The sequence below is a fragment of the Streptomyces sp. TLI_105 genome (assembly GCF_900105415.1).
Taxonomy (GTDB): domain Bacteria; phylum Actinomycetota; class Actinomycetes; order Streptomycetales; family Streptomycetaceae; genus Streptomyces.
This window is the reverse complement of record NZ_FNSM01000001.1, coordinates 6,267,037-6,291,912: the sequence shown is the minus strand read 5'-3', so window position 1 is coordinate 6,291,912 and position 24,876 is coordinate 6,267,037. Positions and strand designations below refer to the sequence as shown.

Below are 24,876 nucleotides of genomic sequence, written 5' to 3'. Positions count from 1 at the left end.
AACCCCGCCGGCGGCGGGGGCCCGGGGCTCAGGACCTCGTGGCGATCCCGCAGCCGCCGCGGCCCTCGGTGATCGGGCCCGTGCGGTTGTACGGGTCGACCGCCTCGCCGTCCGCGTCGGCACCCGCCCCTCCGCCGCCGAACTCCGGCCGGAAGGAGCCGGTGGCGTTGTCACAGCCGCCATTCGTCATGTCGGTCTTGTACGACAGGAGGCTGAACGTCCCCTTCTCGGTGATGACCTTCGACGGGTCGTCCCAGCTCACCACGGTCTCGCGGCGCACGATCACCCGCACGACCTCGTCGCCGCCACCGGCCGGCGCGACCGGGTACACGTACGTGACGTCGGCGGTCACCTCCAGGGCTCCGCGCCGCCCCTCGCGGAAGGAGAGACGCCCGCGGGTCTTCACCACGTCCCCGGCCGGGCGCGCCTGCGCGGGGTCGAAGCGGCTGAAGAGCAGCAGCGGGTCGTGGTCCTTGTCCGGGGTGCGCAGTGAGGTCGTCACGAAGGTCGTGACGTCCTTCTGGTGCGGGTTCATCAGGGCGACGGCCTTCTCCGGCCGTGCGCCGCGCAGCACCGCCGGGTCCAGGTTGGACGCGGCGAGGAAGTCACGGGTCCGCGCGAGCGCCCGCTCCACCTCGGCCTTCGACATCCATCCGGTCGCCTTGGCGGCGGGGACGGTGATGCCGGCCGTGCCGTTCGCCCAGCGCACCGCCGGAGAGCCCCGGAAGGGCTCGTCGAGGGTGGCCCGCCCGCCGGGCTCCGCGGAAGGCGCCTGTTCCGGTCGCTCCGTCTCCTGCGCGAGGGGCTTCCCGGCCGGGTCCCCGTCGCCGGACCAGCCGACGACGCCGCCCGGGTCCAGGGCCAGGACGAGCAGCACCAGCGAGGCCGCGAACCCCACCACGTACCAGCTCTTCCTCCGCCGGGAACCCCGCACGGGCCGTCCGGGCGTGTGCGCCCGCCACGGTGTCGGTTCCGCGCGCTCGGCCCGCAGCCGGGCCGCGGCCTCGCGGGCCCGCGCGGACGGCTCCTTCGGCGCGTCGCCCCCGCCCCCGCCCTCGGCGGAGGTCCTCAGGAACTCCGCCCACACCTCGTCCGGCACGGACGAGTCGTCCTTCTCCCCACCCACGCTCACGCTGGCCCCTCTCCCCGTACGTCTCGGGCCCCTCCCCAGGGCACCCACATGATCACACGGCGCTCGGACATGAAGGTTCGCTGAGAAACCGGACACATCCGGAACGTCCGCCGCCGGTCCGTTCGTCCCCACCAGTGCGATGAACAAGACGATCAGGCACACGTCGGTCTTCGTCCTGCTCCTGGTGCTCGCCCTGCTCGGGCGGGCCACCTGGGTGCAGGCGTACGAAGGCAAGGCGCTCGCGGACGACTCGAAGAACCGGCGGAAGACCATGGCGCAGTACGCGCAGCCGCTCGGGAACATCGTCGTGGCCGGCTCACCGGTCACCGGCTCGAAGAGGACGGAGGGATCGGACCTCGCGTACAAGCGCACCTACACGGACGGCGAGCTGTACGCGGCGGTCACCGGCTACAGCTCGCAGGCCTACGGCGCCACCCAGCTGGAGGGCATCTACTCCGACGTCCTGGACGGCACCGACGACCGGCTGAAGAACCCCCTGGACGCCGTCACCCGCAAGCAGCAGGAGCCGGGCACGGTCGTCACCACGATCGACCCGGACGTGCAGAAGGCCGCCTACCGGGCGCTCGGGAGCAAGAAGGGCGCCGCCGTCGCCGTCGATCCGGCGACCGGCCGGATCCTCGCCATGGTCTCCACCCCGTCGTACGACCCGTCGAAGATCTCCGGGACGAACGACGGCGACGCCTGGAAGCGGCTGACCACCGACGAGGACAAGCCGCTGGTGAACCGCGCGCTCCGGCAGCCGCTCCCGCCCGGCTCCACCTTCAAGCTGGTCGTCGCGGCCGCCGCCCTGGAGGACGGCCTGTACGGCTCCGTGGACACGGCGACGAAGAGCCCCGACCCGTACACCCTGCCGGGCACCCGGACCGTCCTGAGGAACGAGAACGCCTCCGCGCCCTGCGAGAACGCCACGATCCGCACCGCGCTCCGCTACTCCTGCAACAACGTCTTCGCCAAGATGGCCGCCGATCTGGGGCAGGACAAGGTGAAGGCGATGGCGGAGAAGTTCGGCTTCGACGACGCCGAGCTGGACGTCCCGGTCCGCGCCTACGCGAGCGTGTACCCGTCCGGCATGGACAAGGCGCAGACGGCGCTCACCGGCATCGGCCAGTTCGACGTGACCGCCACTCCGCTGCAGATGGCCATGGTGTCGGCCGCGATCGCGAACGACGGTCTGCTCGCCGCCCCCCACATGGTCTCGGAGGTCGTCGACTCCGACGGCGACGCGCTGACCTCGTTCGAGGACGGGGACACCGAGCGGATCGTCTCCTCCTCGACGGCCGAGCAGCTGCGCAGCGCGATGGTGACCGTGGTGGAGAAGGGCACCGGCACCAACGCGGCCGTGGACGGCGCCGAGGTCGGCGGCAAGACCGGCACCGCGCAGCACGGCGAGAACAACAGCAAGACGCCGTACGCCTGGTTCACCTCCTACGCGAAGGACTCCTCGACCGGGAAGCAGGTCGCCGTCGCGGTGATGATCGAGGACTCGGGCGCCGCCCGCTCCGAGGTCAGCGGCAACGGCCTGGCGGCCCCGGTGGCGCGGAAGATGATGGAGGCGGCGCTGAAGTGACGTGAGACGGGGACCGATTGGCCGCCGGGTCCGGTCACACGATATGCAGGGGCACGCCCCGCGATTCGAATGCGTACTCGGATCGCAGGGGGGTGCCCCTGCTCTCGTCCCACTGCTCTCGTCCCGCTGCTCTCGTCCCACGGAGGACCGCCGTGCGCCTGCCCCGTTCCCTGTCCGGCTGGACCATGGCGGTCTTCGGCGTGCTCGCCGCCGCCCTGGGGGTGGTGGGACTGGTCGCGCCGGACGCCCTGCTCACCGTCATGGGCTTCGAGCCGGTGCCCGACGGAGGGCGCGCGGACGGCGACCACACCCTGGTCTTCCTGACGGCCTCCTCGATGGCCGCGCTCAACATGGGCGTCTACTACGTGCTGGCCGCGCTCGCCGACTGGAAGCCGTTCTTCCGGTGGACGGTCCCCTTCCGGCTCCTGACCTGCGCCGTCTTCACCCTCGCGGTCGTCACCGGCCGCGCCCCGGCCGGCTTCGTCGGCGTGGGCCTGTGGGAGGGACTCGGCGCGGTGGTGACGGGGGTCGCGCTGCGGTACGAGAAGCGGGCGGGCGCGCATGGATGAGCCGGACGGCATCGACTGGGGTGCCCTGCGGCACGCGTACGGCTCCGCCGCCGACGTTCCGGAGCGGCTGCGGGCGCTGTACCTGCCGGAGGAGGCGGAGGAGGCGGCCGAGGAGCTGCACATGAGCCTCTACCACCAGGGCGGCTGCGTCGACGGCGCCTGCGTTGCCGCGCTGCCGTTCCTCGTCCGGGCGGCGGCCGACCCGGTCGTGACGGTCCGGGTGGAGCTCCTGGAGTTGGTGCGGGCCTTCGCCCACGAGGGCAATCGGGTCGAGCCGCGCTGGATCGCCCCCGGCTGGGCCGAGGCCTGGGCCGGGGCGGTCACGGTCCTGCTGCCGCTGCTGCACGACCCCTCCCCCGGGATCCGGAGGAAGGCCGCAGACGCCGTCGGCGAGGCGTGGGGACGGGCCGACGACGTGCTCGTCGCCCTGTGGGCCCGGTGGCCCCTGGAGACCGTTCCCGAGGTCCGGCACCGGATCGTGCGGGCGGCGGGCCCCCTGGCCGCGCACGCCGGCCGCGAACGGGAGTCGACCCTGGACCGGCTCTGGGAGCTGACCGGGCCGGACACCGTGGCAGCGGCGCGGATCGGGGCGGTGGAGGCGCTGCGTGCCGCACGGCCGGGCCGGTCCGACGCCCGGTACGCGCGCGTGGTCACCGACGTGCTGACCGGGGACCCGGCGGGCGGCGGTCTCGTACTCCGGGCGGTCCGGTTCCTCGACGACGACCGGGCCACTCGCACCGGTCTGATCTCGCAACTGCTCGGGCACCCCGACACGACCACCCGGCGCAACGCCCTGGAGGCGGCGGCCGGGGAGCTGGGCCGGTGGCGCTCGGCCGTCTCCGCGCTGCTTCCGGCGGTGGCGGCCCGACTCGACGACCCCGAACCGGAGAACCGGCTCTTCGCCGCCCGGGTCCTCGGCATGTGCGGGACCGCCGCCCGGCCGTGGGCGGACCGGCTCGCCGCCCTGACGACCGACGAGGGCGAGCCGTACCTGCCCGCGCAGGACCACGCCCTGTGGGCGCTGTCCCGGAGCGGCGACCCGCGCTGCGCGGAGCCGCTGGCCCGCCGCCTCGCCGGGGAGCGGCTCGGCTTCGCCACGTACTCGGTCCACTCCGAGGGCTGGTGGACGCACGAGCTCAGCCTGCACGAGACGCTCGGCCCGCTCGCCGCCCACGCCGAAGTGCTGCTGCCGCCGCTGCGGGCCGCGCTCGCCGACGCCGGCTCCCTCGACGTCCGGCGCGCCCTCTGCCAGGTCCTGACGGACTGGGGCCCGGCCGCCGCGCCGGCGATTCCCGAGCTGATCGGCCTGCTGGAGACCGACGGCGCCGTCTGGGCGCTGGACGCGCTCGCGGCGATCGGTCCGGAGGCCGCCGCCGCCATGGACCGGGCGCGGCTGCGGATCCTGCTGCGCGTCCCGCCCCCGGGCCAGCCGTTCGCGCCGGCCATGCTTGCCCTCGCGTACGGACGGCTGACCGGTGACCGGGAGCCGGCCCGCGAACTGCTGCTCCCGACGCTCTCGGAGCCGTACGGGAACGACCAGGCCCTGGTCCTGCTGGGCGAGCTCGGCGCGGCGGGAGCCCCGTACGCGGACCGGCTGCGGGAGCTGCTCCACCGGGACGGCAAGGGCAGGCTGCCGGGCCTCGCGGGTGAGGCGCTGTGGCGGGTCACCGGCCCGGCGGAGGAGGTGGTGCCGGTCCTGGTGAGGGCGCTGGAGTCGTCCCTCGGCGGCGGCGCCGGGAGCCCGGACCTCAGGACGGTCCGGCTGCTCGGCCGGATGGGCCCGGCCGCGGCGCCCGCCGTACCCGTCCTGCGCGTCCTCCTCGACACGGACGAGCGGCCGGTGGAGCACGGCAGCTGGCGGTCCGTACCGGAGGACGACGAGCTGTGCGCGGCGGCGCGTAGGGCACTGCGCGCGATCTCCGGGGAGACGATCTAGGGCAACTGACCGATCCGGCCCGCCCACCTCAGACGACAGCCTTCGGCCATGCGTTGGTATCTGGCAGGTGTCGTCGTGTCCGGATTCGGTACGACGGCGATGTGGCTGGTCTCCGGGATCTGGGTCAAGTCCCTCACGGGCTCGGACAGTCTGGCGGCGCTGGCCGCCTTCGCCCTCTGGGCGCCCGTGCTCGCCGGGCCGCTGCTCGGCACGCTCGCCGACCGGGTGCGGCGCAGACCGCTCCTGGTCGTCCTGAACCTGGCGATGGCGGCCCTGCTGCCGCTCCTGCTGTGGGTGGGGTCGGCGGACCGGGTGTGGCTGCTCTTCGCGATCCTCGTGCTGTACGGCGCGCAGGGCGCCGTCCACGAGGCGGCGGAGCAGGCGCTGGTGACGACCGTCGCCGACGGGGAACGGCTCGGCACGTTCAACGGGCTGCGGATGACGGCGAACGAGTCCATGAAGCTGATCGCCCCGCTGGTCGCGGCGGGCCTCTTCGCCCGGTACGGGGGCGGAACCGTCGCCCTCCTGGACGCGGCGAGCTTCGCGGTCGCGGCGGGCGCGTTCGCGCTGATGCCGGTCCGGGAGGAGCGGCCCGCCCGGCCGGAGTCCCGGAGCTGGTGGCGCGAGACGGCCGAGGGGGTGCGGCTCCTTCGGGCCTCGCGGGTACTGAGGCCGCTGGTGGCGACGGGCGCGTTCACGATGCTGCTCGCCGGGGTGAACGGCGCCGCGATCTACGCCGTGGTCGACCGGGGGCTCGGGCACGCGCCCGCGTACGCGGGTGTGCTGTACGCGGTCCAGGGCGTGGGCTCGGTCCTCGCGGGGCTGGTCACCGGCCCCCTGCTGCGCCGGATCCCGGAGCGGACCCTCGCCACGGTCGGCCTCGCGCTGTTCTCGGTGGCGGTGGGCGTGCGGGGAGCGCTGCCGTACGAGGCGACGGCCCTCGCGGCGAGCGCGGTGATCGGGCTCGGCCTGCCGTGGGTCCTGGTCGCGGTGATGACGGCCGTCCAGCGGGAGGCCCCGGCGGAGGCGGTGGGCCGCCTGGCGGCGACCTCGAACACGCTGGTCATGGCCCCGAACGCGCTGGCGATCGCGCTGGGCGCGGGCCTGGTCGCGCTGACGGACGTCCACGTCCTGCTCCCGCTGGTCGCGGTGACGGGAGCGGCCTGGGCGCTCGGCCTCGCGGCGCGGGGCACGGGCCCGGGGGCTCAGGGCGGGCCGCCGCGCTGCTGACGGCACCGCTAGCCGTGCGGGACCTCCCGCCAGGCTGAGCGACGCGCTCTTGACCCCCGCCGGGCGGCGCCCGGGCACCCGCCCCGCACGTGCCGCGCCCGGCGGGGCGCTGCCCCTCCGGCCACCCGCCGTGGGGGCGCGGCCGCCCGAGGCGGTGCCCCTCCCGCCACCTCCGCGTGGGCGATCACCCCGTCCCACCCCCGTGTGGGCGCGCACCCGCCTGGGCGGTGCTCACCCGCCGTGTGGGCAATCGTCCCGCTGGGGCGAGGGGGTGGGCACCGCGCCGGTGGAGCAACTGCCCACAACGGGGCGCGGGGATGGATGGGCGCCGTCCCGGCGGAACGTGCTCGCAACCGCGGTGGGTGCCGTCCCAGTGGGCGCGCCCACAACGAGGGGCGCGGGGCACCGCCCCGGGCGACCTCGCGGTGCGGCGTGGCCAGGGGGCGGGGAGCATGGAGACAGGCGCGGCGCGGCGGGAGGAGGGCAGCGTGACGGCCGGTTCCTTCCCGGGGACGACGGGGCGGGTTGGTGTGCCCCTGGACGGCAAGGGGCTCCTCGACGTGCTCGGGGTCGCGGCGGTCGTCGTGGACGCCCGCGGCCGGATCGTGCTGTGGAGCCCGCAGGCGGAGAACCTCTTCGGGTTCCGCGCCGACGAGGCCCTCGGACAGTACGTGGCCCGGCTGATCGTCGGCGCGGACCACCGGGAGGAGGCGATGCGCCTCTTCGCCGAGGTGCTGCACGGCGGCGCGGCCTGGGCGGGCACCTTCCCCGTACGGCACAAGGACGGCTCCGTCCGTCGGGTGGAGTTCCGCAACATGCGGCTCACCGACGACCTGGGCGACCTGTACGCGCTGGGGATCGCCGCCGACGCCGCCGCCGTCGAGCGGATCGAGACCGAGCTCGCGCTCTCCGACCGGCTGGTCTCCCAGTCGCCGATCGGCCTCGCCGTCCTCGACACCGACCTGCGCTACGTCCTGGTGAACCCGGCCCTGGAACGGATCAACGGCATCTCGGCCGAGGAGCACCTCGGCCGGCGGATCGTCGACATGCTCCCGCAGGTCGACGCCGAGGCCCTGGAGGAGGCGCTGCGCACGGTGCTGGCCACGGGGACGCCGCTGCTCGACCGCTCCGTGGTGGGAAGGACGCCGGCGGACCCGGACCACGAGCACACCTGGTCCCTCTCCTTCTACCGCCTGGAGGGAGCCGACGGCCGCGTCCAGGGGGTGGCGTCCTCGGTGATCGACGTGACCGAGCGGCACCGGGCGGACGCGGACGCCGACCGGTCCCGGCGGCGGCTCGCGCTCATCGCGGACGCCTCGGCCCGGGTGGGCACCACCCTGGAGGTGGAGCGGACGGCCGACGAGCTGGCCTCGGTGGTGGTGCCGGAGCTCGCGGACATCGCCGCGGTCGACGTCCTCGACTCCGTCCTGGCGCTGCGCAGGCCCGGCGCGCCCGAGGAGGGGCCCGAGCTGTTCCGCGCGCTCGCGGTGAAGGCGGGGAGCCGCACGGAGGCGCGGGCGGCGGCGGACCCGCCGGGGGAGGTCGCGATGTACGGGGCGGACCGGCTGGTCACCCGGTGCGTGCACACCGGCCTGCCGGTCCTGGTGGAGCACGTGGGCCCCGGCGACCTGTCGCGGATCGCGCGGAGCCCCGAGGCCGCGGAGCTGCTGGCGCGGGCGGGGGTCCACTCGTATCTGGCGGTGCCGCTGATCGCGCGCGGCGAGGTGCTGGGCGCGCTGGACCTCAAGCGGGACCGCAACGCGCTGCCCTTCGACGGGGACGACGTCCTGCTCGCGACGGAGCTGGCGGCCCGCGCGGCCGTCAGCATCGACAACGCGCGCTGGTACCAGAGCGTGCGGAACTCGGCGGTGACGCTCCAGCGGAGCCTGCTGCCGGGGGCGCCCCCGTCGCGGGCGGGCCTGGAGGTCGCCGCCCGCTACCAGCCGGCGCACGCGTCGAGCGAGGTCGGGGGCGACTGGTACGACGTGATCGCGCTGTCCGACGACAAGACGGCGCTCGTCGTCGGGGACGTGATGGGCAGCGGGATCGACGCGGCGGCAACGATGGGCCGGCTGCGGACCGCGACCTGCGCGTTCGCGGACCTCGATCTGTCCCCGGCACAGGTCCTGCGGCATCTGGACCGGATCACGGCGGGCCTGGAGCACTACATCGCGACCTGTCTCTTCGCCGTGCACGATCCGGTGCGGCAGCGGTGCCGGATCGCGAACGCGGGTCACCTGCCGCCCGTCCGGGTCCCGGCGGACGGACCGGCCGAGCTGGTGCGGCTCTCCACGGGGGTGCCCCTGGGCGTCGGCGGCGGCACCTTCCGCACGACCCGGGTGCCGTTCCGGCCCGGGGACCGTCTGGTGCTCTACACGGACGGTCTGATCGAGACCCGGCACGAGGCGATCGACGAGCGGCTCGACCTGCTCGTACGCCTCCTCGACGAGAACCGCGGGCCGCTGGAGGAGACCTGCGACCGGCTCCTGCGGGCGCTGCGCCGGCCGGGCGCCCCGGACGACGTGGCGCTCCTGATCGCCAGGAGCACGGGATGACGGCCCGGTACCGGGACAGGGGGCGGGCCCACGCGCGGGAGAAGACGGGGGTCAGGCCTCGCGGCACGGGGCTGCGGAGCGTCGCCGGGCAGGTGTTCGCCCTGGAGGCGCTGATCGCGCTCCTGGTGATCGCGGTGGCGGCGTTCGTGACGTTCCACCAGGAGCGGCGCGACACCGAGCGGGACGCCCGGATCCGCTCGCTCGCGGTCGCTGAGGCCTTCGCCCACGCGCCCGGCATCGACATGGCGCTGACCTCGCCCGATCCGACGGCGCAGCTGCAGAGCCGGGCGGAGGCGACCCGGCGGGCCACGGGCGTGGACTTCATAGCGGTCCTGAGCCCCTCCGGGGTGCGGTACACCGACTCGCAGCCGGAGCTGATCGGCCAGAAGGCGACCGGGGACCTCTCGCGGGCGACGGTGGACGGCGAGTCGTACACGGAGCTGTTCCGGGGCGCACCCAACGACGCCGTGCGGGCCGTGGTCCCGGTGGTGGACGAGAAGGGCCGGATCGTCGGCCTGGTCAGCAGCGGCATCGAGGTGGAGAGCATCTCGCACTCGGTGCAGGAGCGGCTGCCGCTGCTCCTCGGCGCGGCGGGCGGCGCCCTGGCGGCGGCCGTGGGCGGGGCGGCCCTGGTGAGCCGACGGCTGCGGCGGCAGACGCACGGTCTGGGGCCGGCGGAGATGACCCGGATGAAGGAGCACCACGAGGCGGTGCTGCACGCGGTCCGGGAAGGGGTTTTGATCGTGGGCGCCGACCACCGGCTGCTGCTCGCCAACGACGAGGCGCGCCGGCTGCTCGGCCTCTCGGCGGAGGCGGAGCGGCTGCTCGTCTCGGAGCTGGGCCTCGATCCGCGGACGGTCGAGCTCCTGGAGTCGGGGCGGTCGGCGACGGACGAGGTGCACCGGGCGGGCGACCGTCTCCTTGCGGTGAGCGTGCGCCCCACCCTCTCGGAGGGCGCCAAAGCCGGCAGTGTGATGACGATGCGGGACACCACCGAGCTGGCGGCCGTGACCGGCCGGGCGGCGGTGGCCCGCGGCCGGCTGCAGCTGCTGTATGAGGCGGGGGTGCGGATCGGGACGACGCTGGAGGTCGTACGGACGGCGGAGGAGCTGGCGGAGGTGGCGGTGCCCCGGTTCGCGGACTTCGCGACGGTGGAGCTGCTCGAACCGGTGCTGCGCGGGGAGGAGCCCCCGGCGGCCGCGGCCACGACCACGGAGATGCGGCGGACGGCGCTGAGCGGGCTGCGGCCCGACCAGCCGCTCCAGCCGGTCGGGGACACCGTCCGCTTCCACGTCCGCAGCACCCCGATGGCGAAGGCCCTGTACGCGGGGCACGCGGTGGTGGAGCCGGAGCTGGCCGCGGCGGAGGGCTGGCGGGCGCAGGACCCGGAGGGGGCGGCGCAGGCCCTGGCGTACGGGATGCACTCGCTGCTCACGGTGCCGCTGCTCGCCCGCGGGGTGGTCCTCGGGATGGCCAACTTCTGGCGGGCGGACACCCCGGAGCCGTTCGGGGAGGACGACCTGTCGTTCGCGGAGGAGCTGGCGGCGCGGGCGGCGGTCGCGATCGACAACGCGCGCCGGTTCACGCGGGAGCACGCGATGGCGGTGACGCTGCAGCGGAGCCTGCTGCCCCGGGTGCTGCCGGACCAGAGCGCGGTGGAGGTGGCGTACCGGTACCTGCCGGCGAAGGCCGGGGTGGGCGGCGACTGGTTCGACGTGATCCCGCTGCCGGGGGCGCGGGTGGCGCTCGTGGTGGGGGACGTGGTGGGGCACGGGCTGCACGCGGCGGCGACCATGGGGCGGCTGCGGACGGCGGTGCACAACTTCTCGACCCTGGACGTGCCGCCGGACGAGCTGCTCGGCCATCTCGACGAGCTGACGGGCCGGATCGAGGACGGGGACGGGGAGGCCACGGGCGGCGAGGCGCGGCGGCGGGACGAGGGCATCACCGGCGCGACCTGTCTGTACGCGATCTACGACCCGGCGTCGGGGCTCTGCACGGTGGCGAGCGCGGGGCATCCCGGTCCGGCGCTCGTCGCTCCCGACGGGCGGGTCGAGTTCCCCGAGCTGTCGCCGGGGCTGCCGCTGGGGCTCGGCCTGGGCGACGTGCCCTTCGAATCGACGGAGCTGTGGCTGCCGGAGGGCAGCAAGCTGGTGCTGTTCACGGACGGGCTCCTGGAGGACCACGGGCGGGACCTGGACACGGGGCTGGGGCTGCTGCGGACGACGCTCGCCCAGGCGGGCCGGAGCCCGGAGCAGACCTGTGCGGACGTGCTCGCGACGCTCCTCTCGCCGACTCAGCGGGACGACATCGCGCTGCTCGTGGCAGAGACCCGGCTGCTCGCCCGGGACCGGATCGCCGAGTGGGAGGTGCCCCGGGACCCGTCGGCGGTGTCGCCGGTACGGAACGCGGCGGCGGCGAAGCTGTCGGAGTGGGGGCTCGACGGGCTGGCGTTCACGGCGGAGCTGATCCTCAGCGAGCTGATCACGAACGCGGTGCGGTACGGGGCCGATCCGGTGCGCGTACGGCTCCTCCACGACCGGACGCTGATCTGCGAGGTCTCGGACGGCAGCAGCACCTCGCCGCACCTGCGGCACGCGGCGACGACGGACGAAGGCGGGCGGGGGCTCTATCTGGTGGCCCAGTACGCGGAACGCTGGGGCACCCGGTACGCCCGACGCGGCAAGACGATCTGGGCGGAGCTGAGGGTGGGCGCGAACGGCTCGGAACCGGTCACGATGGCCGTCCCCGACCTGGACGCCCTGGAGGACCTGGCCTGGTGAGCGCCCCGTTGTGGGCAGTCGTTCCGCTGGGGCGAGGGGGGTCCCCCCTGCTCGAGCGAAGCCGAGAGCTTGGGGGAGGGGGGGGCACAACGGAACGGCGTCCTTGCCGGCGCCCGAGGCTCCCGCGCCTGAACCCGCACCACGACGGCGGCGCACGAACAGAACCCCGTGGTATACCAAATGGAGCGTCACCTGACCCGTACAAAACCGCGCCCGAGGAGCCCCCGTGACCCCGCCGCCACCACCCCCCACCGCCACCCTCTTCCACGACGTACGCCCCTTCGACGGCCCGCCCCGCGACCTGGTCGCCGTGGACGGCGAACTCGTGGCCGAGGTCCCCCCGGGCACCGAGGTCGAGCGGGTCGACGGGGGCGGACGGCTGGCGCTGCCGACGCTGGTCGACGCGCACATCCACCCCGACAAGACCGCCTGGGGCGAGCCCTGGCACAGCCGCCGCCCCGCGCACGGCATCGCCGAGTACGTCGCGGGTGACGTGGAGCTGGCCCGCGCGCTGCCGACCCCGGTCGCCGAGCGGGCGCTGCGGCTGATGTCGCACGCCGCGGCCCAGGGCACCCGCGCGATGCGCGCCCACGCGGACGTGGCCCCGGCGTACGGGCTCTCCGGGATCGAGGGGGTCGCCGAGGCGGCCCGGAAGCTCGCGGGCATCGTCGACGTCGAGCTGGTCGCCTTCCCGCAGCACGGGGTCGTCCGGACCCCCGGCGTGGCCGAGCTCCTGGCGGAGGCCGCCGCGAGCGGGCTCGTCACCCACATCGGCGGCATCGACCCGGCCGGCTTCGACGCGGACGGCGACCACGAGGGCGACCAGCTCGGCACGGTCTTCGGGCTCGCCGAGAAGCACGGGCTGGGGCTCGACATCCACCTCCACGACCGGGGCGAACAGGGCCTGGCGCCGCTGCGGGACATCGCCGCCCGGACCCGGGCGCTCGGTCTCCAGGGCCGGGTGGGCGTGGCGCACGCCTTCGCGGTCGCCGGTCTGTCCGGGCGGGAGCTCGACGAGACGGCGGACCTGCTCGCGGAGGCGGGGATCGCGCTCACCACGGTCGCGCTGTCCGTGACCACGATCCTGCCGTTCCGGCGGCTCGCCGAGCGCGGGGTGCGGGTCGGTCTCGGCTCGGACGGGGTCCGGGACAGCTGGAGCCCGTTCGGCAACGCGGACATGCTGCACCGGGTCTGGCTCGCCGCCTGGGCCCTGGACGCGCGGCTCGACTCGGACCTTGAGGACTGCTTCCGGCTCGCCGCCGACGGGGGCGCGGAGCTGCTCGGCCTGCCGAAGGCGGACCTCCGGCCCGGCTCCCCCGCCGACTTCATGCTCGTCGACGGCGAGTGCCTGCCGCAGGCGGTGGTGGACCTGCCCCGCCGTGACCTGGTGGTCCGCGCGGGCCGGGTGGTGGCGCGGGACGGCCGCCTGGTGTGACGGCGTACGGGGCGGGGGCCGGCCCCCGCCCCGTACGCGCCCTCAGTCCCGCTCCACGTCCACCGTCGTGAGCGAGGCGTACCGCTCGGGGTCCGTGCGCCGGATGCGCAGGGCCACGAGCAGGCCGGCCGCGAGGACCACCGGAAGCGGCACCAGGAGGGCCGTGTTCACGGCGCCGGTGCGGCCGGTGAGCAGGTCGAAGTGGACCACGGCCAGGACGGTGAGCAGGGCGAGTCCGGCGCAGGAGACGAGCGGTGCCCAGACGACCCGGGCGGCCGAGAGGCCCCTCCGGTCGCGCCGGAAGTAGGCCCACACGGCGAGCGCGGCGAGGGCCTGCATGCCCATGATGCCGAGGACGCCGACGCTGTTGGTCCAGAGGAAGACCTCGCCGTACGGGTCGGCGGCGAGGAGCGCCCCGGCGCCGACGACGGCCAGGTTGAAGCCGGTCTGGGCGGCGACGGCCCCGCCGGGCGAGCCGTGCTTCCCGGAGACCGCGCCGAGGCGGCGGGGCAGCAGGCCCTCGCGGCCGAGGGCGTACAGGTAGCGGGCTCCGGCGTTGTGGAAGGCGAGCGTGGCGGCGAAGGCGCTGACGATGATGAGGCCGTGCATGGCGTCCGCCAGCCAGGGTCCCGCGTACAGTTCGGCGGCCTTGAAGGTGAGTTCGGGTCCGTCGGCGGCGCGGGCCAGCTCCACGGCATCGTCGGTGCCGAAGGCGCCCATGATCAGCCAGCAGCCGAGGGAGTAGAAGACGGCGAGGAAACCGATCGCGATGAAGGTGGCGCGGGGCACGGTCCTGTGCGGTTCGCGCACCTCCTCGGCGAAGATCGCGGTGGCCTCGAAGCCGGTGAAGGCGCCGATGACCAGGACGAACATGCCCGCGACGCCGCCTGCGGCGAGCGTGGAGGGCGCGAAGGAGGCGGTGTCGAGGGCGGCGGTGCCGCGCTCGCCGAGGATGCCGCCGTCCATGACGACGAGCGAGAGGACCTCCAGGACCAGGGCGATGCCGAGGACCTTGGCGCTGAGCGTGACCTTCAGCCAGCCGAGCACGCCGACGGCGAGGACGCAGAGCCCGGAGAGCAGCCACCAGGGCACGTCGGTGCCGGTGGCGTCGCGGACCGATCCGGCGGCGAAGTAGCCGAAGGCGGCGGCGACTCCGGGGGTGACGAGGTTGTAGGAGACGACGGCGACGTAGGCGGTGCCGACGCCGAGGGTGCGGCCGAGGCCGCGGGCGACGTACGCGTAGAAGGCCCCGGCGTTGCGGACGTGCAGGCTCATCGCGGTGAACCCGGCGGCGAAGAGGGCCAGCAGGGCGCCGGAGACGAGGTAGGCGAGCGGGGCGCCGGGGCCGCCGATGCCGATGGCGAAGGGGGCGACGCCGGCGAGGACGGTGAGCGGCGCGGCGGCGGCCACGACGAAGAAGACGAGGTCGAAGGTGCCGATCCGGCCGGCTGCGAGCCGGCCCGCCGCCTCGGGGGCCTTCGGAGCCGTACGGGACGTGGCCTCGGCGTTCACGCGGCTCCTCCGGTGGAGGGGACGAGCGCGGGGTAGGCGTCGTCGACGAAGGGGCCGACGACGTTTCCGGCGTGCAGCACGAGGAGCCGGCGGGGGTAGGCGGCGACGGCCTCGGGGACGGAGCCGGCGGCGACGGCGACGAGGTCGGCGCGGGCGCCGGGGGCGAGGCCGTAGTCGGCGAGGCCGAGCGCGGCGGCGGCCTCGCCGGTGACGAGGGAGGCGGCGACGGACAGTTCCGGGTCGGTCATGAGGCCGGTCCTGAGGCCGATGATCGTGGCGCGTTCGAGCATGTCGGCGGTGCCGTAGGGCCACCAGGTGTCGCGGATGTTGTCGGAGCCCGCGAAGACCCGGACGCCGTGTTCGCGCAGCCGGAGGACGGGCGGGACGGGGCCGCTCGGGCCGTTGGTCATGATCGCGACCCCGGCGGCGGCGAGGGCGGTGGCGGTGCGGTCGAGTTCGGTGTCGTCGACGTCGCCGAGGGCGTAGGCGTGGCTGACGGCGACCCGGCCGCCGAGGCCGAGGGCGGCGGTGCGGGCGGCGATGTCCCGCAGCTGGGCGGTGCCGGTCTCGCCGCCGTCGTGTAGGTGCAGGTCGATGCCCTTGCCGTGGCGCTCGGCGAGGCCGAAGACGGTGTCGAGCTGGCCTGCGGCGTCGCCGTCGAAGCCCACGGGGTCGAGGCCGCCGACGAGGTCGGCCCCGTCGGCGAGGGCGGCGTCGAGGAGTTCGGCGACGCCGGGTGCGGTGACGACCCCGGACTGCGGGAAGGCGACGAGCTGGATGCCGAGCCGGTCGCGGAACTCCTCGCGGACGTCGAGGAGGGCGTGCAGGTGGTCGAGGCCGGTGTCGGGGTCGACGTCGACGTGGGAGCGGACGTGTCCGGTGCCGAGGGAGACCATGCGGCGGGCGAGGGCGGCGGCCCGTTCGGCGACGGGCACCTCCTCGGTGCGGCGGGAGTCGCGCTCGGCGGCGATCTGTTCCCGCAGCGTGGCGGTGGCCCGGTGCGGGCGCCAGGGGGCGCCGAGGAGGGTCTTGTCGAGGTGGGCGTGGCCGTCGACGAGGGCGGGCAGCAGCAGCGCGCCGCCGAGGTGGAGCGCGCCGGGCGGGGTGGGGCGGCCCGGGACGTGCGGCTCGACGGCGCTCACCCGGCCCTCCCGGAGGTGGACGTCGGCGGTGCGGCCGTCGGGGAGGGTGGCCCCGAGGAGGGCGGTGGGCCTGGGCGGGCCGGAGGCCTCGCTCATGGTGTCTCCTTCGCGAAGTACGTACGGGTCGCAGGGGGCGCGCACCGCGATGCCCCTGGTGATCGCGGCGCGGCGCCAAGGTAACTGGTATACCGAATACCAGGCAATGGTCTGCGGCCCCTCACTTCGGGACCTTCCCGAGCCGGTCTGCGAAGATCGGGGAGCCACGTCTCCGCACCTCCCGACTGGAGCCCTCCCGATGACCACCCCCCGCCCCGCCGCCCGCAGCACCGCCATCGGGGACACCCATCCGTCCCTGCGGGAGCGGGTGTACGTGGAGCTGCGCGAGCGGATCATCGAGGGCGACTACCCGGCGGGGCTGCGGCTCGTGGAGCGGGAGATCGCCGACGAGCTGCGGGTCTCCCGGGTGCCGGTGCGCGAGGCGATGCAGCGCCTGGAGTCGGAGGGCTTCCTGTCGGTACAGCCGCGCCGGGGCTCGGTGGTGGCGGAGTTCGGTCCGCAGGACGCCGAGTACCTCTTCGACGTACGGGAGAACCTGGAAGGCCTGGCCGCGCGGCTCGCCGCCCGGCACGCGACCCCCGCCGGACTGCGGGACCTGGAGCGGCTCCTGGCGCGGGCGCGGAGGGCGGCGGAGTCCGGGCGGCTGCGCGAGGCCGTCTCGCTCAACGCCGACTTCCACCGCCACATCGTCGAACTCTCCGGGAACCCGCTCCTGGTGGACCTGATGGCCCCGCTCGACTCCCGGCTGCGCCGCCTCTTCCGGCTCACCTCGGCGCAGGCGGACGGCGAGCCGATGTGCGGGGCGCACGAGCGGCTCTACGAGGCGGTCCGCGACCGCGACGAGGACGGCGCGGAGGCCCTGGCCCGCGCCCACGTCGCCGACACCCGCGCCTCGACACAGCGCCTCCTGGCGGCGCTGCCGGACGCCGCGGGCCCGGCCTGACCGGCCGGACGCCCCGGGTCGGGCGCGCGACGCCCGGCCCGACCCCCTAGGGGGCGTCCGACCGTCCCCGGCCCAGCTTCCGCAGCGCCGTCCGGACGGCGGTCAGGTCCTCGTCCGAGGCCAGTCCGGCGTGGTAGAGGCGCAGTTCGGTCGCGCCCGCCTCGCGCGCGTGCTCGGCGTCCCGGGCCAGGTGCTCGGGGGCGCCGCCCATGCCGGCGACGACGGAGAGGTTGGCGGCCAGGACGGTCCCCGGGCGGGCGTGCTCCGCGAAGCCGGCGAGCTTCGGCGGGCGGGCGACGACGCCGTCCGCGAGGCCCAGGACATGGGCCGGGTCCGTGCCGGCGTCGGCGCCGCAGCGGTACGGGTCGGGGTCGGCGTGCAGCAGGACGCGGAAGCCGGGCGGGGCGGCGGCGCGGACGGCGGCGACGGCGGCCTCCTGGAAGGCGCGGGCGGTCCGCGCGCGCCAGGCGAGGGCGGGGGCCTCCAGGTCGCCGAGCCCGCCCGCCGGTCCCGCGGCGGCCCAGACGGGCGCCAGGGCGGCGCGGACGGCGGCGGCCAGCTCGTCGGGGTCGGCGCCTTCGTCCCCGTACCCCTCGCGGCAGGAGGGGCAGAAGCAGAGCGACATCAGGAGCTGCTCGCGCTCCCCCAGGACGATCCCGGCGGTCTTGTCGTGGGCGTGCAGATGGGCGAGGCCGTACCAGCCGCAGGACTCCAGTTCCGTGCCGGTCGCGCCGGGCCGGACGGCGGCCTCGGCGGCGAGGTCGACGAGGAGGGCGCGGACCTCGGGGCGGGCGATGCAGGGGGCCCACGGGTAGCGGTCGCCGTGGGCGTTGACGACGGAGGTCCCCGGGTGTTCGGCGCCGAGGCGGGAGTTGTGCGCGAGGACGACCCAGCTGTGCACGTCCAGGCCGCCGGCGGCGAGGGCCTCGGCGGCCCGTCCGTAGGCGTCGCCGGGCGCCCACTCCCCCGCGGGATACGGGCGGAGCGCGCGGCCCGCCCAGCGGCCGGGGTCCGGCGGGTAGAGCACGGCGGCGTGTTCGGCGGTGACGATCCGGCGGGCGGGGTGACGGGGGCTCAGCGCCCGGGTGGAGTGGTAGGCGGCGGCGAGGGTGACCTGCGCGAGGCCGAGCTCGGCGAGGAGCCCGGGGGCGGCGGGGTCGCCGTCGACGTCCCAGGGGTAGAGGAAGGCTCCGGTCCTCACGCGCCGACCTCCGTGAAGAACGCTCCGGTCCTCACGCTCCCGACCTCCTCGAAGAACGCTCCGGTCCTCACGCCCCGGCCTCCTTGAGGAGGGCCCGGCCGCGCTCGACGAGCAGCATGAGCGCGTCGACGTGCTCGGGCGCGGGCTCGCTCAGCGGCGGCCGCACCTCGCCCACGTCCGGACCGACCCTGCGCACGGCCGCCTTGACGAGCGAGACGGCGTATCCCTTGCCCTGGGCGCGGAGTTCGACGAGCGGCCGGTAGAAGCCGTCGACGAGCAGGTTCAGGGTGGCGTCGTCGCCGGAGGCGAGGGCGCGGTGGTAGGCGAGGGCGAGGTCGGGGGCGAAGCAGAAGACGGCGGAGGAGTAGAGGGTGACGCCGATGCCCCGGTAGGCGGCGCCGGTGAGTTCGGCGGTCGGCAGGCCGTTGAAGTAGAGCAGGTCGAGGCCCTCGGCGCGGACGGCGCTGACGATCCGCTGCATGAGGCCGAGGTCACCGAGGCCGTCCTTGAGGCCGATGACGCCGTCGGTGCGGGCGAGGGCGACGGCGGTGTCGGGGGTGAGGACCGCGTTGTCCCGCTGGTAGACGATGACGTCGAGCGAGGTGGCGGCGGCGAGTTCGGTGTAGTGGCGGAGCAGCCCGGCCTGGTCGGGGACGACGAGGTAGGGGGGCATGGCGAGGAGCCCGTCGGCGCCGGCCTCCTCGGCGAGGCGCGCGTAGCGGACGGCGAGCGCGGTGCCGTAGCCGGCGCCGGCGACGACGGGGACGCGGCCGGCGACCTCCTCGACGGCGGCGGCGACGCAGTCCCGGAACTCCTCGGGGGTGAGGGCGTGGAACTCGCCGGTGCCGCAGCAGGCGAACACGGCCGCGGCGCCGGCGTCGACTCCGGCGCGTACGTGGGCGCGGAAGGCGGCGAGGTCGACGGAGCCGTCGGGTGCGAAGGCGGTGACGGGGAAGAACAGCAGGCCGTCGAGGCGGCCGGCGAGCGGGGCAGTGGTCACGGGCGCTCCCAGGGAAGTCCGTCGTGCACAATCATGACTTTCATCCATATGCATGAACGCTGACCTGACGCACGCTAGAGCAGCGCCGATCGGCCGGTCAAGGCGATTGTGCGGCTCGGTCAAGGATCTTGACGCCTCGTCGGGCGCCTCCCTAGCGTGTCCACGGTTGTGAATGCCGCTCATGTGAATGCCACTCGACGGAGGAGACCCGCTCCATGACCGCACCCCGCACCGTCCTGCTCACCGGCGCCGCCGGGGGCGTCGGCACGCTGATGCGGGAGCTGCTGCCCCCGTACGGCTACGAGCTCCGCCTCCTGGACGTCGCCCCCGTGCCGGGGGCGCCGGACGCGATCGTCGCCGACCTCGCGGACCGCGCGGCGCTGCGCGAGGCGGTCCGGGGCGTCGACGCGATCGCGCACCTGGCGGGCATCTCCCTGGAGGCCGACTTCGAGAAGATCGTGGCCGCCAACATCGCCGGCACCCACCACCTCTACGAGGCCGCCCGCGAGGAGGGCGTCCGGCGCGTGGTCTTCGCCTCCAGCAACCACGCGGTCGGCTTCACCCGCCGCCCGCGCGAGGGCGAGCCGCCGCTCCCGGTGGACATCCCGCACCGGCCCGACACCTTCTACGGCCTCTCCAAGTGCTTCGGCGAGGACCTGGCACAGCTCTACTGGGACCTGCACGGGATCGAGACCGTCTCCCTGCGCATCGGCTCCTGCTTCCCGGAGCCCACCTCGGTGCGGATGCTCTCGATGTGGCTCAGCCCCGCCGACTGCGCACGTCTCCTGCACGCGGCGCTCACCGCCGAGGACGTGGCCCACACGGTCGTGTACGGCTCCTCCGCCAACACGCGCGCATGGTGGGACCTCTCCACGGCCCGGGCGCTCGGCTACGCGCCGGAGGACGACTCGGAGGTCTACGCGGAGAAGATCCTCGCCGAGAAGGGCCTCCCGGCTGAGGGCAGCCCCGACGACCTCTACGTGGGCGGCCACTTCTGCGCGGACCCGCCCCGCTGGCCGCACTGACGCGGACCCGCCCCGCCGGCCGCACCGAGCAGGGGCACGCGGGATCCGGCCGCACCGACCAGGGGTTACACGGGGCCCGGCCGGACTGATACGGGGGAGACCGGCCGGGACCCGGACGTCGGTGCGTCGACGCACCTGACCAGCTCACCGTAGGCCCGGCCGAAGATCATCGCGAGCCGCGGAACGCGACACCTGTCCGGATTGCGCGGCGGGTCGGTGCGTCGGAAGCACACACGCGCGCGTGGACGCGCCCCTTCCCCGCTCAGCGGCCCGCGCGGAGCGTCCGGGACGGCGTCTCGCCGAACCTCTCCCGGTAGCGGGCCGCGAACCGGCCCTGATGGGTGAAGCCCCAGCGCCAGGCCACCTCGCTCACGCTCACCTCGTCCGGTGCGGCCGCCCGCAGCTCCTCGCGGACCCGGTCGAGCCGGACCTCCCGCACGTACGCCATCGGCGACATCCCCACGTACTCCCGGAAGGACTCCTGCAGACGCCGCACGCTGACGCGGCCCAGGGCGGCGAGTTCGGTGGTCGTGAACGGGTGCTCGGGGCGCTCCCGCACCGCGTCCATGGCGCGCTTGACCGGGGCCGGCCGCCGCACCTCCGCCGGGTGGGCGAGCGCCTCCCGCCACGGGTGCTCGGCGGCCAGCAGCAGGCCGTTCAGCAGCGCCTCCTGCAGGGGCCTGGCGACCAGCTCGTGCGTGGCGAGCCCCTCCCCGGCGAGCGCCTCGGCGGCGACCTGGCGGGCGAAGCGCACCCAGCTCAGGCCGGGGCCGCGGGTGATGTCCAGGCGGGGCGCGAAGACGAGCGGGCCGCGCGGCGACCGGCCCGTCAGCTGTTCGAGGCGGTCGCGCAGTTCGGCCGCGCCGATCTTCACGGACAGGGTCCGGCAGTCCCCGCTCCAGCGGTCGAGGAAGGTGTCCCCGGCCGGGTCGAGGAGCAGCGCCTCGGCGGGCGTCGCGACGATCCGGGAGCTGCCGCCCTGGCGCATCTCCATCGTCCCGCTCAGCGGCGCGTTGAGGTGGTACGCGCCGAGCTCGCCGAAGCTCATCCGCACATCGGCGCCGCAGCTGAGGTCGCCGATGACCAGCGGGCCGAGCGACACGGTGTCGAAGCGGGCCGCGAAGGGGCGCCGCTCCCCGTCGACGACGGCCATGCGGTTCGCGTAGTAGCGCGCGTCGAGCTCCTCACGTGCCTCGTCCACGTCCTCCGTCCGGAACGAGCTCCCGCCCGTCACCCCCGCGCCGCCCGCGGCCCCCACAGCTCCCATGGACCGAAAGAATATTCATATGACGGATCTGACCGGGAACGGCAGGATGCCCGGCATGCCACGACCCCATGGATTCGCCTACGAGCGGCGCCGCGACGGCTCCGTCGCCCTCACCCACCAGGGACGCGCCGCCGGCGTGCTGCGCGGCGGGCGCGCCGAGAAGTTCCTCGCGGAGGTGGAGACGGGCGACCCCCAGCTGGTGATGGCCCGCTGGACGGGCTCGTACCGCTTCGGCAACGAGCGGCAGGCCAGGGACCACCCGCGTAACCAGGGTGGCCGAACCGGCCGTCGGTAAGGGAACGGCAAAGGGGGCCGGATCGTTACCCCTGGCATGACCGCTATGACCCCCGGCTCGAACATTCCTCTCACCGCCGCGCGCGTGGCGGTGGACGTGGCCGCCCCCGTGCGGCTCGACGTCTCGGGCCTGCTGCTCGGCGCCAACGGCAAGGTGCGCTCGGACGACGACTTCATCTTCTACAACCAGCCGACCGGGCCCGGTGTCACCTACCGCTCCGGCGGCGGGGCCGCGCCCGACGCGATCCTGGTGGACACCGGCGCCCTCCCGGCCGGCATCGAGAGGATCGTCGTCACGGCGAGCCCGGACGCCGCCGGCCAGACCTTCCAGGGCATCGAGCCCACGGCCACCCTCCGCAACGCGGACGACGGCGCCGTGATCGCCACGTTCACGCCGCCGCAGCTGGCCACGGAGACGGCGCTGGTGGTCGTCGAGATCTATCTGCGCAACGGCGCCTGGAAGGCCCGCGCGGTGGGCCAGGGGTACGCGAACGGGCTGGCCGGCATCGCGACCGACTTCGGCGTCTCGGTGGACGACGAGCCCGCCGCCGCCCCGGCCCCCACGCCCGTCGCCCCGACCCCCGTCGCCCCGGCCCCCGTGGCCCCGCCGGTGCCGCCCGCCGCGCCGGTGGACCCGCGCGTCGCGGCCCCGGTCCCGCCGGCCCCGGCCGCTCCCCCGGCCGCCGCCCCCGTCTCCACCGGCAAGATCAACCTCGACAAGGGCCGGGTCAACCTCCAGAAGAACCAGACGGTGTCCCTGGTCAAGGGCGGCCGCCCGCTGCTCTCCCAGGTCAAGATGGGCCTCGGCTGGGAGCCCGCCTACCGGGGCAAGGACATCGACCTGGACGCCTCCGTCATCGCGTACGGCCCGCAGCGCAACCACCTGGACAGCTGCTACTTCGGCAAGCTGACCATCCTGGGCGGCTCGGTCAAGCACTCCGGCGACAACCTCACCGGCGAGGGCGCGGGCGACGACGAGGTGATCACCGTCGACCTCGGCCGCCTCCCGGCCGACGCCACCGGCCTGGTCTTCACGGTCAACTCCTTCTCGGGCCAGAAGTTCACCGAGGTCGCCAAGGCCTACTGCCGGCTCATCGACGGGACGACGGGCGAGGAGCTGGTCCGCTTCGACCTGACCACCGCCGAGCCGCAGACCGGCGTGATGATGGCCAAGCTGATCAAGCAGTTCTCCGGCGAGTGGGAGATGACGGCGATGGGCGAGTTCGTGAAGTCGCGGACCGTCCGGGGCATGGTGAAGCCGGCCGCCCAGGCGCTCTGAGCGGCCGGGACGCCCCTGGGAGCCTCGTGTCGATCAGGCCGGGCGCGCGACGCCTGATCGACAGGGCCCCCTAGAACAGCGCGCTGTAGGCGTTGAGGGCGGGCTGGCCGCCGAGGTGGGCGTAGAGCACGGTCGAGTCCCGGCCGATCTCTCCCCGGTCCACCAGATCGACCAGACCCGCCATCGACTTCCCCTCGTAGACGGGGTCGGTGATCATGCCCTCGGTGCGGGCGGCGAGCCGCATCGCGTCGAGGGTGGCCTCGTCCGGGATGCCGTACACCCCGGCGTGGTAGCGCTCGTCCAGCTCGACGTCGGCCGCCGTCACCTCGCGCTCGACGCCGATGAGGGCGGCGGTGCTCCGGGCGATCCGGGTGATCTGCTCGTGTGTCGGGACGGGCTTCGCGGAGGCGTCGATCCCGATGATCCGCCGGGCCGGGCCGCCCTCCTCGGCGAGCGCGGCGAAGCCCGCGACCATGCCGGCCTGGGTGGAGCCGGTCACCGAGCAGACGACGACCGTGTCGAAGAAGACGCCGAGCTCGCGCTCCTGCTCGGCCACCTCGTAGGCCCAGTTCGCGAAGCCGAGACCACCGAGGCGGTGGTCGGAGGCGCCCGCCGGGATCGCGTACGGCTTCCCGCCGCCCTCCTCGACCTCGCGCAGGGCCTGCTCCCAGCTCTCCTTGAAGCCGATGCCGAAACCGGCCTTCACCAGGCGCACGTCCGCGCCCGCGAGACGGCTGACGAGGATGTTCCCGACCTTGTCGTAGACGGAGTCGGGCCAGTCGACCCAGCTCTCCTGGACGAGGACGCACTTGAGGCCGGCGCGGGCGGCGACGGCGGCGACCTGACGGGTGTGGTTGGACTGGACCCCGCCGATGGAGACGAGGGTGTCGCAGCCCTGGGCGAGCGCGTCGGCGACCAGGTACTCCAGCTTGCGGGTCTTGTTCCCGCCGTACGCCACGCCGGAGTTGCAGTCCTCGCGCTTGGCCCAGAGGGCGGCGCCGCCGAGGTGGTGCGTCAGCCGTTCGAGGGGGTGGACCGGGGAGGGCCCGAAGAGGAGCGGGTAGCGGTCGAAGTCGGTGATCGGCAAAGCGGCTCCCGGTGGGTGACGGCGACGGGTCGACGGTCCTGGACGCGCTGCGGAACGGGCGGCGGGCTCCTCTAGCTGTCTGACGATCCTCAGGCCGGCGCGCCGGCGGGCGGGGGCGCGGGGATGCCGGTCACCTCGGCCACCTCGATGGCGTCGTCCGCGAGCTGTTCGAGCGCGGCCCAGATCTCCGTGGTGACCCGCACCGCCTCCTCCGCGTCCCCCGCCGCGCACGCCTCGATGAGCCGGGCGTGCAGTTCGGCCGATCCGCAGCTCCCGGCGTCGCCGAAGAGGCGCCGCTCGACGCGGCGGATCAGGGGGGTGTACCGCGCGATCGTGGCGGCGGCGGCGTGGTTGCCGCTGGCGATGACGAGGACCTGGTGGAGCTCGTCGTCGGCATCCAGGGCGGCCTCCACGTCGGAGGCGCGGACGGCCGCCGCGAAGCGCTCGTTGGCCTCGCGCATGGTCCGGATGCCCTCGGGGCCGAGCAGCGGCACCCCGGTCCTGGCGGTGAGCTCGTGCATCACCCGCACCACCGAGGCGGCGTCCCGGACGACCCGGCTGACCGGCCGGGTGACCCGGGTGTAGCTCTGCGGCTTGGACTCGACGAGCCCCTCGTCGCCCAGCCGGGCCAGGGCCTCGCGCACGGGTGCGCGCGAGAGCCCGAGCCGTTCGGCGAGATCGGCGTCCTTCAGCGAGGCGCCGGGCGCGAGGTCGCCGCGGACGATGGCCTCGCGCAGCGCCTCGTACGCCCGGTCACGCAGCAGGGTCCGGCCCACGGGCCGCAGTGCGTCCATGGACTGACATGTTAGATGTCAGTCCATGGAGCTGACCAGAGATCAGT

General features: G+C 74.9%; 19 protein-coding genes. 11 read left to right on the top strand and 8 right to left on the bottom strand.

Translation table 11 applies throughout. The features are described 5' to 3' along the window. Positions 1-28 precede the first annotated feature (28 nt). Entirely contained in the window at positions 29-1,132 is a 1,104-nt protein-coding gene (locus BLW86_RS28715) for a hypothetical protein (protein WP_177181782.1), read from the bottom strand. Between the two features lie 139 nt (positions 1,133-1,271). Between BLW86_RS28715 and BLW86_RS28710 the strand changes: the two genes are divergently transcribed. From BLW86_RS28710 to BLW86_RS28680, 7 genes are all read left to right on the top strand, one after another. Then, positions 1,272-2,720, top strand: a complete 1,449-nt coding sequence (locus BLW86_RS28710; RefSeq protein ID WP_093876717.1) for a peptidoglycan D,D-transpeptidase FtsI family protein — start codon at positions 1,272-1,274, stop codon at positions 2,718-2,720. Between the two features lie 185 nt (positions 2,721-2,905). Continuing rightward, complete coding sequence (locus BLW86_RS28705) at positions 2,906-3,289, top strand: hypothetical protein (RefSeq protein ID WP_093878931.1); 384 nt, start codon at positions 2,906-2,908, stop codon at positions 3,287-3,289. After that, positions 3,282-5,225 (top strand): hypothetical protein, encoded by a 1,944-nt coding sequence (locus tag BLW86_RS28700; RefSeq protein WP_093876716.1) that lies wholly within the window; start codon positions 3,282-3,284, stop codon positions 5,223-5,225. Before BLW86_RS28705 ends, BLW86_RS28700 begins: the two co-directional genes overlap by 8 nt. Positions 5,226-5,273: 48 nt before the next feature. Further along, on the top strand, positions 5,274-6,455 hold the full coding sequence (locus BLW86_RS28695; RefSeq protein WP_093876715.1) for an MFS transporter: 1,182 nt from the start codon (positions 5,274-5,276) through the stop codon (positions 6,453-6,455). A 452-nt stretch (positions 6,456-6,907) separates the two neighbouring features. Beyond that, positions 6,908-9,010, top strand: a complete 2,103-nt coding sequence (locus BLW86_RS28690; protein WP_177181781.1) for a SpoIIE family protein phosphatase — start codon at positions 6,908-6,910, stop codon at positions 9,008-9,010. Next, positions 9,007-11,793, top strand: coding sequence for a SpoIIE family protein phosphatase (locus BLW86_RS28685; protein ID WP_093876713.1), 2,787 nt, complete (start codon positions 9,007-9,009; stop codon positions 11,791-11,793). Before BLW86_RS28690 ends, BLW86_RS28685 begins: the two co-directional genes overlap by 4 nt. A gap of 226 nt (positions 11,794-12,019) precedes the next feature. After that, positions 12,020-13,228 (top strand): amidohydrolase, encoded by a 1,209-nt coding sequence (locus BLW86_RS28680; RefSeq protein WP_093876712.1) that lies wholly within the window; start codon positions 12,020-12,022, stop codon positions 13,226-13,228. 42 nt (positions 13,229-13,270) lie between these two features. Here the strand turns inward: BLW86_RS28680 and BLW86_RS28675 are convergent, their stop codons facing one another. Together BLW86_RS28675 and BLW86_RS28670 are read right to left on the bottom strand one after the other, a co-directional pair. Next, positions 13,271-14,740, bottom strand: coding sequence for an APC family permease (locus BLW86_RS28675; protein ID WP_093876711.1), 1,470 nt, complete (start codon positions 14,738-14,740; stop codon positions 13,271-13,273). After that, positions 14,737-15,978: an amidohydrolase gene (locus BLW86_RS28670; protein ID WP_093876710.1), complete on the bottom strand. Its 1,242-nt coding sequence runs from the start codon at positions 15,976-15,978 to the stop codon at positions 14,737-14,739. The genes BLW86_RS28675 and BLW86_RS28670 overlap by 4 nt, the downstream gene beginning before the upstream one ends. Positions 15,979-16,177: 199 nt before the next feature. Between BLW86_RS28670 and BLW86_RS28665 the strand changes: the two genes are divergently transcribed. Next, positions 16,178-16,882, top strand: a complete 705-nt coding sequence (locus tag BLW86_RS28665; protein ID WP_093876709.1) for a GntR family transcriptional regulator — start codon at positions 16,178-16,180, stop codon at positions 16,880-16,882. 46 nt (positions 16,883-16,928) lie between these two features. Here BLW86_RS28665 and BLW86_RS28660 read toward each other — a convergent pair whose 3' ends face one another. Beyond that, on the bottom strand, positions 16,929-18,083 hold the full coding sequence (locus BLW86_RS28660; protein WP_093876708.1) for a hypothetical protein: 1,155 nt from the start codon (positions 18,081-18,083) through the stop codon (positions 16,929-16,931). Positions 18,084-18,150: 67 nt separating this feature from the next. Beyond that, positions 18,151-19,083, bottom strand: a complete 933-nt coding sequence (locus tag BLW86_RS28655) for a 5-dehydro-4-deoxyglucarate dehydratase (RefSeq protein ID WP_093876707.1) — start codon at positions 19,081-19,083, stop codon at positions 18,151-18,153. Positions 19,084-19,298: 215 nt separating this feature from the next. Between BLW86_RS28655 and BLW86_RS28650 the strand changes: the two genes are divergently transcribed. Next, a complete protein-coding gene (locus BLW86_RS28650; RefSeq protein WP_093876706.1) occupies positions 19,299-20,108 on the top strand; it encodes an NAD-dependent epimerase/dehydratase family protein in 810 nt (269 codons plus the stop codon). Between the two features lie 262 nt (positions 20,109-20,370). Here BLW86_RS28650 and BLW86_RS28645 read toward each other — a convergent pair whose 3' ends face one another. Continuing rightward, entirely contained in the window at positions 20,371-21,375 is a 1,005-nt protein-coding gene (locus tag BLW86_RS28645) for an AraC family transcriptional regulator (protein WP_256341455.1), read from the bottom strand. A 55-nt stretch (positions 21,376-21,430) separates the two neighbouring features. On the opposite strand from BLW86_RS28645, the gene BLW86_RS28640 reads away from it, so the two are divergent. Both BLW86_RS28640 and BLW86_RS28635 read left to right on the top strand, forming a co-directional pair. Then, positions 21,431-21,670 carry a hypothetical protein gene (locus tag BLW86_RS28640; protein ID WP_093878929.1) on the top strand — a complete coding sequence of 80 codons (240 nt, stop codon included), beginning with the start codon at positions 21,431-21,433 and terminating at the stop codon, positions 21,668-21,670. Positions 21,671-21,706: 36 nt separating this feature from the next. Then, complete coding sequence (locus BLW86_RS28635; protein WP_177181780.1) at positions 21,707-22,948, top strand: TerD family protein; 1,242 nt, start codon at positions 21,707-21,709, stop codon at positions 22,946-22,948. Between the two features lie 70 nt (positions 22,949-23,018). Here the strand turns inward: BLW86_RS28635 and BLW86_RS28630 are convergent, their stop codons facing one another. After that, a complete protein-coding gene (locus BLW86_RS28630) occupies positions 23,019-24,035 on the bottom strand; it encodes a 1-aminocyclopropane-1-carboxylate deaminase (protein ID WP_093876704.1) in 1,017 nt (338 codons plus the stop codon). Between the two features lie 89 nt (positions 24,036-24,124). Beyond that, complete coding sequence (locus tag BLW86_RS28625; RefSeq protein ID WP_093876703.1) at positions 24,125-24,829, bottom strand: GntR family transcriptional regulator; 705 nt, start codon at positions 24,827-24,829, stop codon at positions 24,125-24,127. Positions 24,830-24,876: the final 47 nt, after the last annotated feature.

What these genes read in the sequence shown, in the direction of transcription:
- BLW86_RS28710 (WP_093876717.1), top strand. Translation starts at nt 1,272, where the DNA reads ATGAACAAGACGATCAGGCACACGTCGGTCTTCGTCCTGCTCCTGGTG.
- BLW86_RS28705 (WP_093878931.1), top strand. Translation starts at nt 2,906, where the DNA reads ATGGCGGTCTTCGGCGTGCTCGCCGCCGCCCTGGGGGTGGTGGGACTG.
- BLW86_RS28700 (WP_093876716.1), top strand. Translation starts at nt 3,282, where the DNA reads ATGGATGAGCCGGACGGCATCGACTGGGGTGCCCTGCGGCACGCGTAC.
- BLW86_RS28695 (WP_093876715.1), top strand. Translation starts at nt 5,274, where the DNA reads ATGCGTTGGTATCTGGCAGGTGTCGTCGTGTCCGGATTCGGTACGACG.
- BLW86_RS28690 (WP_177181781.1), top strand. Translation starts at nt 6,908, where the DNA reads ATGGAGACAGGCGCGGCGCGGCGGGAGGAGGGCAGCGTGACGGCCGGT.
- BLW86_RS28685 (WP_093876713.1), top strand. Translation starts at nt 9,007, where the DNA reads ATGACGGCCCGGTACCGGGACAGGGGGCGGGCCCACGCGCGGGAGAAG.
- BLW86_RS28670 (WP_093876710.1), bottom strand. Translation starts at nt 15,978, where the DNA reads ATGAGCGAGGCCTCCGGCCCGCCCAGGCCCACCGCCCTCCTCGGGGCC.
- BLW86_RS28665 (WP_093876709.1), top strand. Translation starts at nt 16,178, where the DNA reads ATGACCACCCCCCGCCCCGCCGCCCGCAGCACCGCCATCGGGGACACC.
- BLW86_RS28650 (WP_093876706.1), top strand. Translation starts at nt 19,299, where the DNA reads ATGACCGCACCCCGCACCGTCCTGCTCACCGGCGCCGCCGGGGGCGTC.
- BLW86_RS28645 (WP_256341455.1), bottom strand. Translation starts at nt 21,375, where the DNA reads ATGGGAGCTGTGGGGGCCGCGGGCGGCGCGGGGGTGACGGGCGGGAGC.
- BLW86_RS28640 (WP_093878929.1), top strand. Translation starts at nt 21,431, where the DNA reads ATGCCACGACCCCATGGATTCGCCTACGAGCGGCGCCGCGACGGCTCC.
- BLW86_RS28635 (WP_177181780.1), top strand. Translation starts at nt 21,707, where the DNA reads ATGACCGCTATGACCCCCGGCTCGAACATTCCTCTCACCGCCGCGCGC.
- BLW86_RS28625 (WP_093876703.1), bottom strand. Translation starts at nt 24,829, where the DNA reads ATGGACGCACTGCGGCCCGTGGGCCGGACCCTGCTGCGTGACCGGGCG.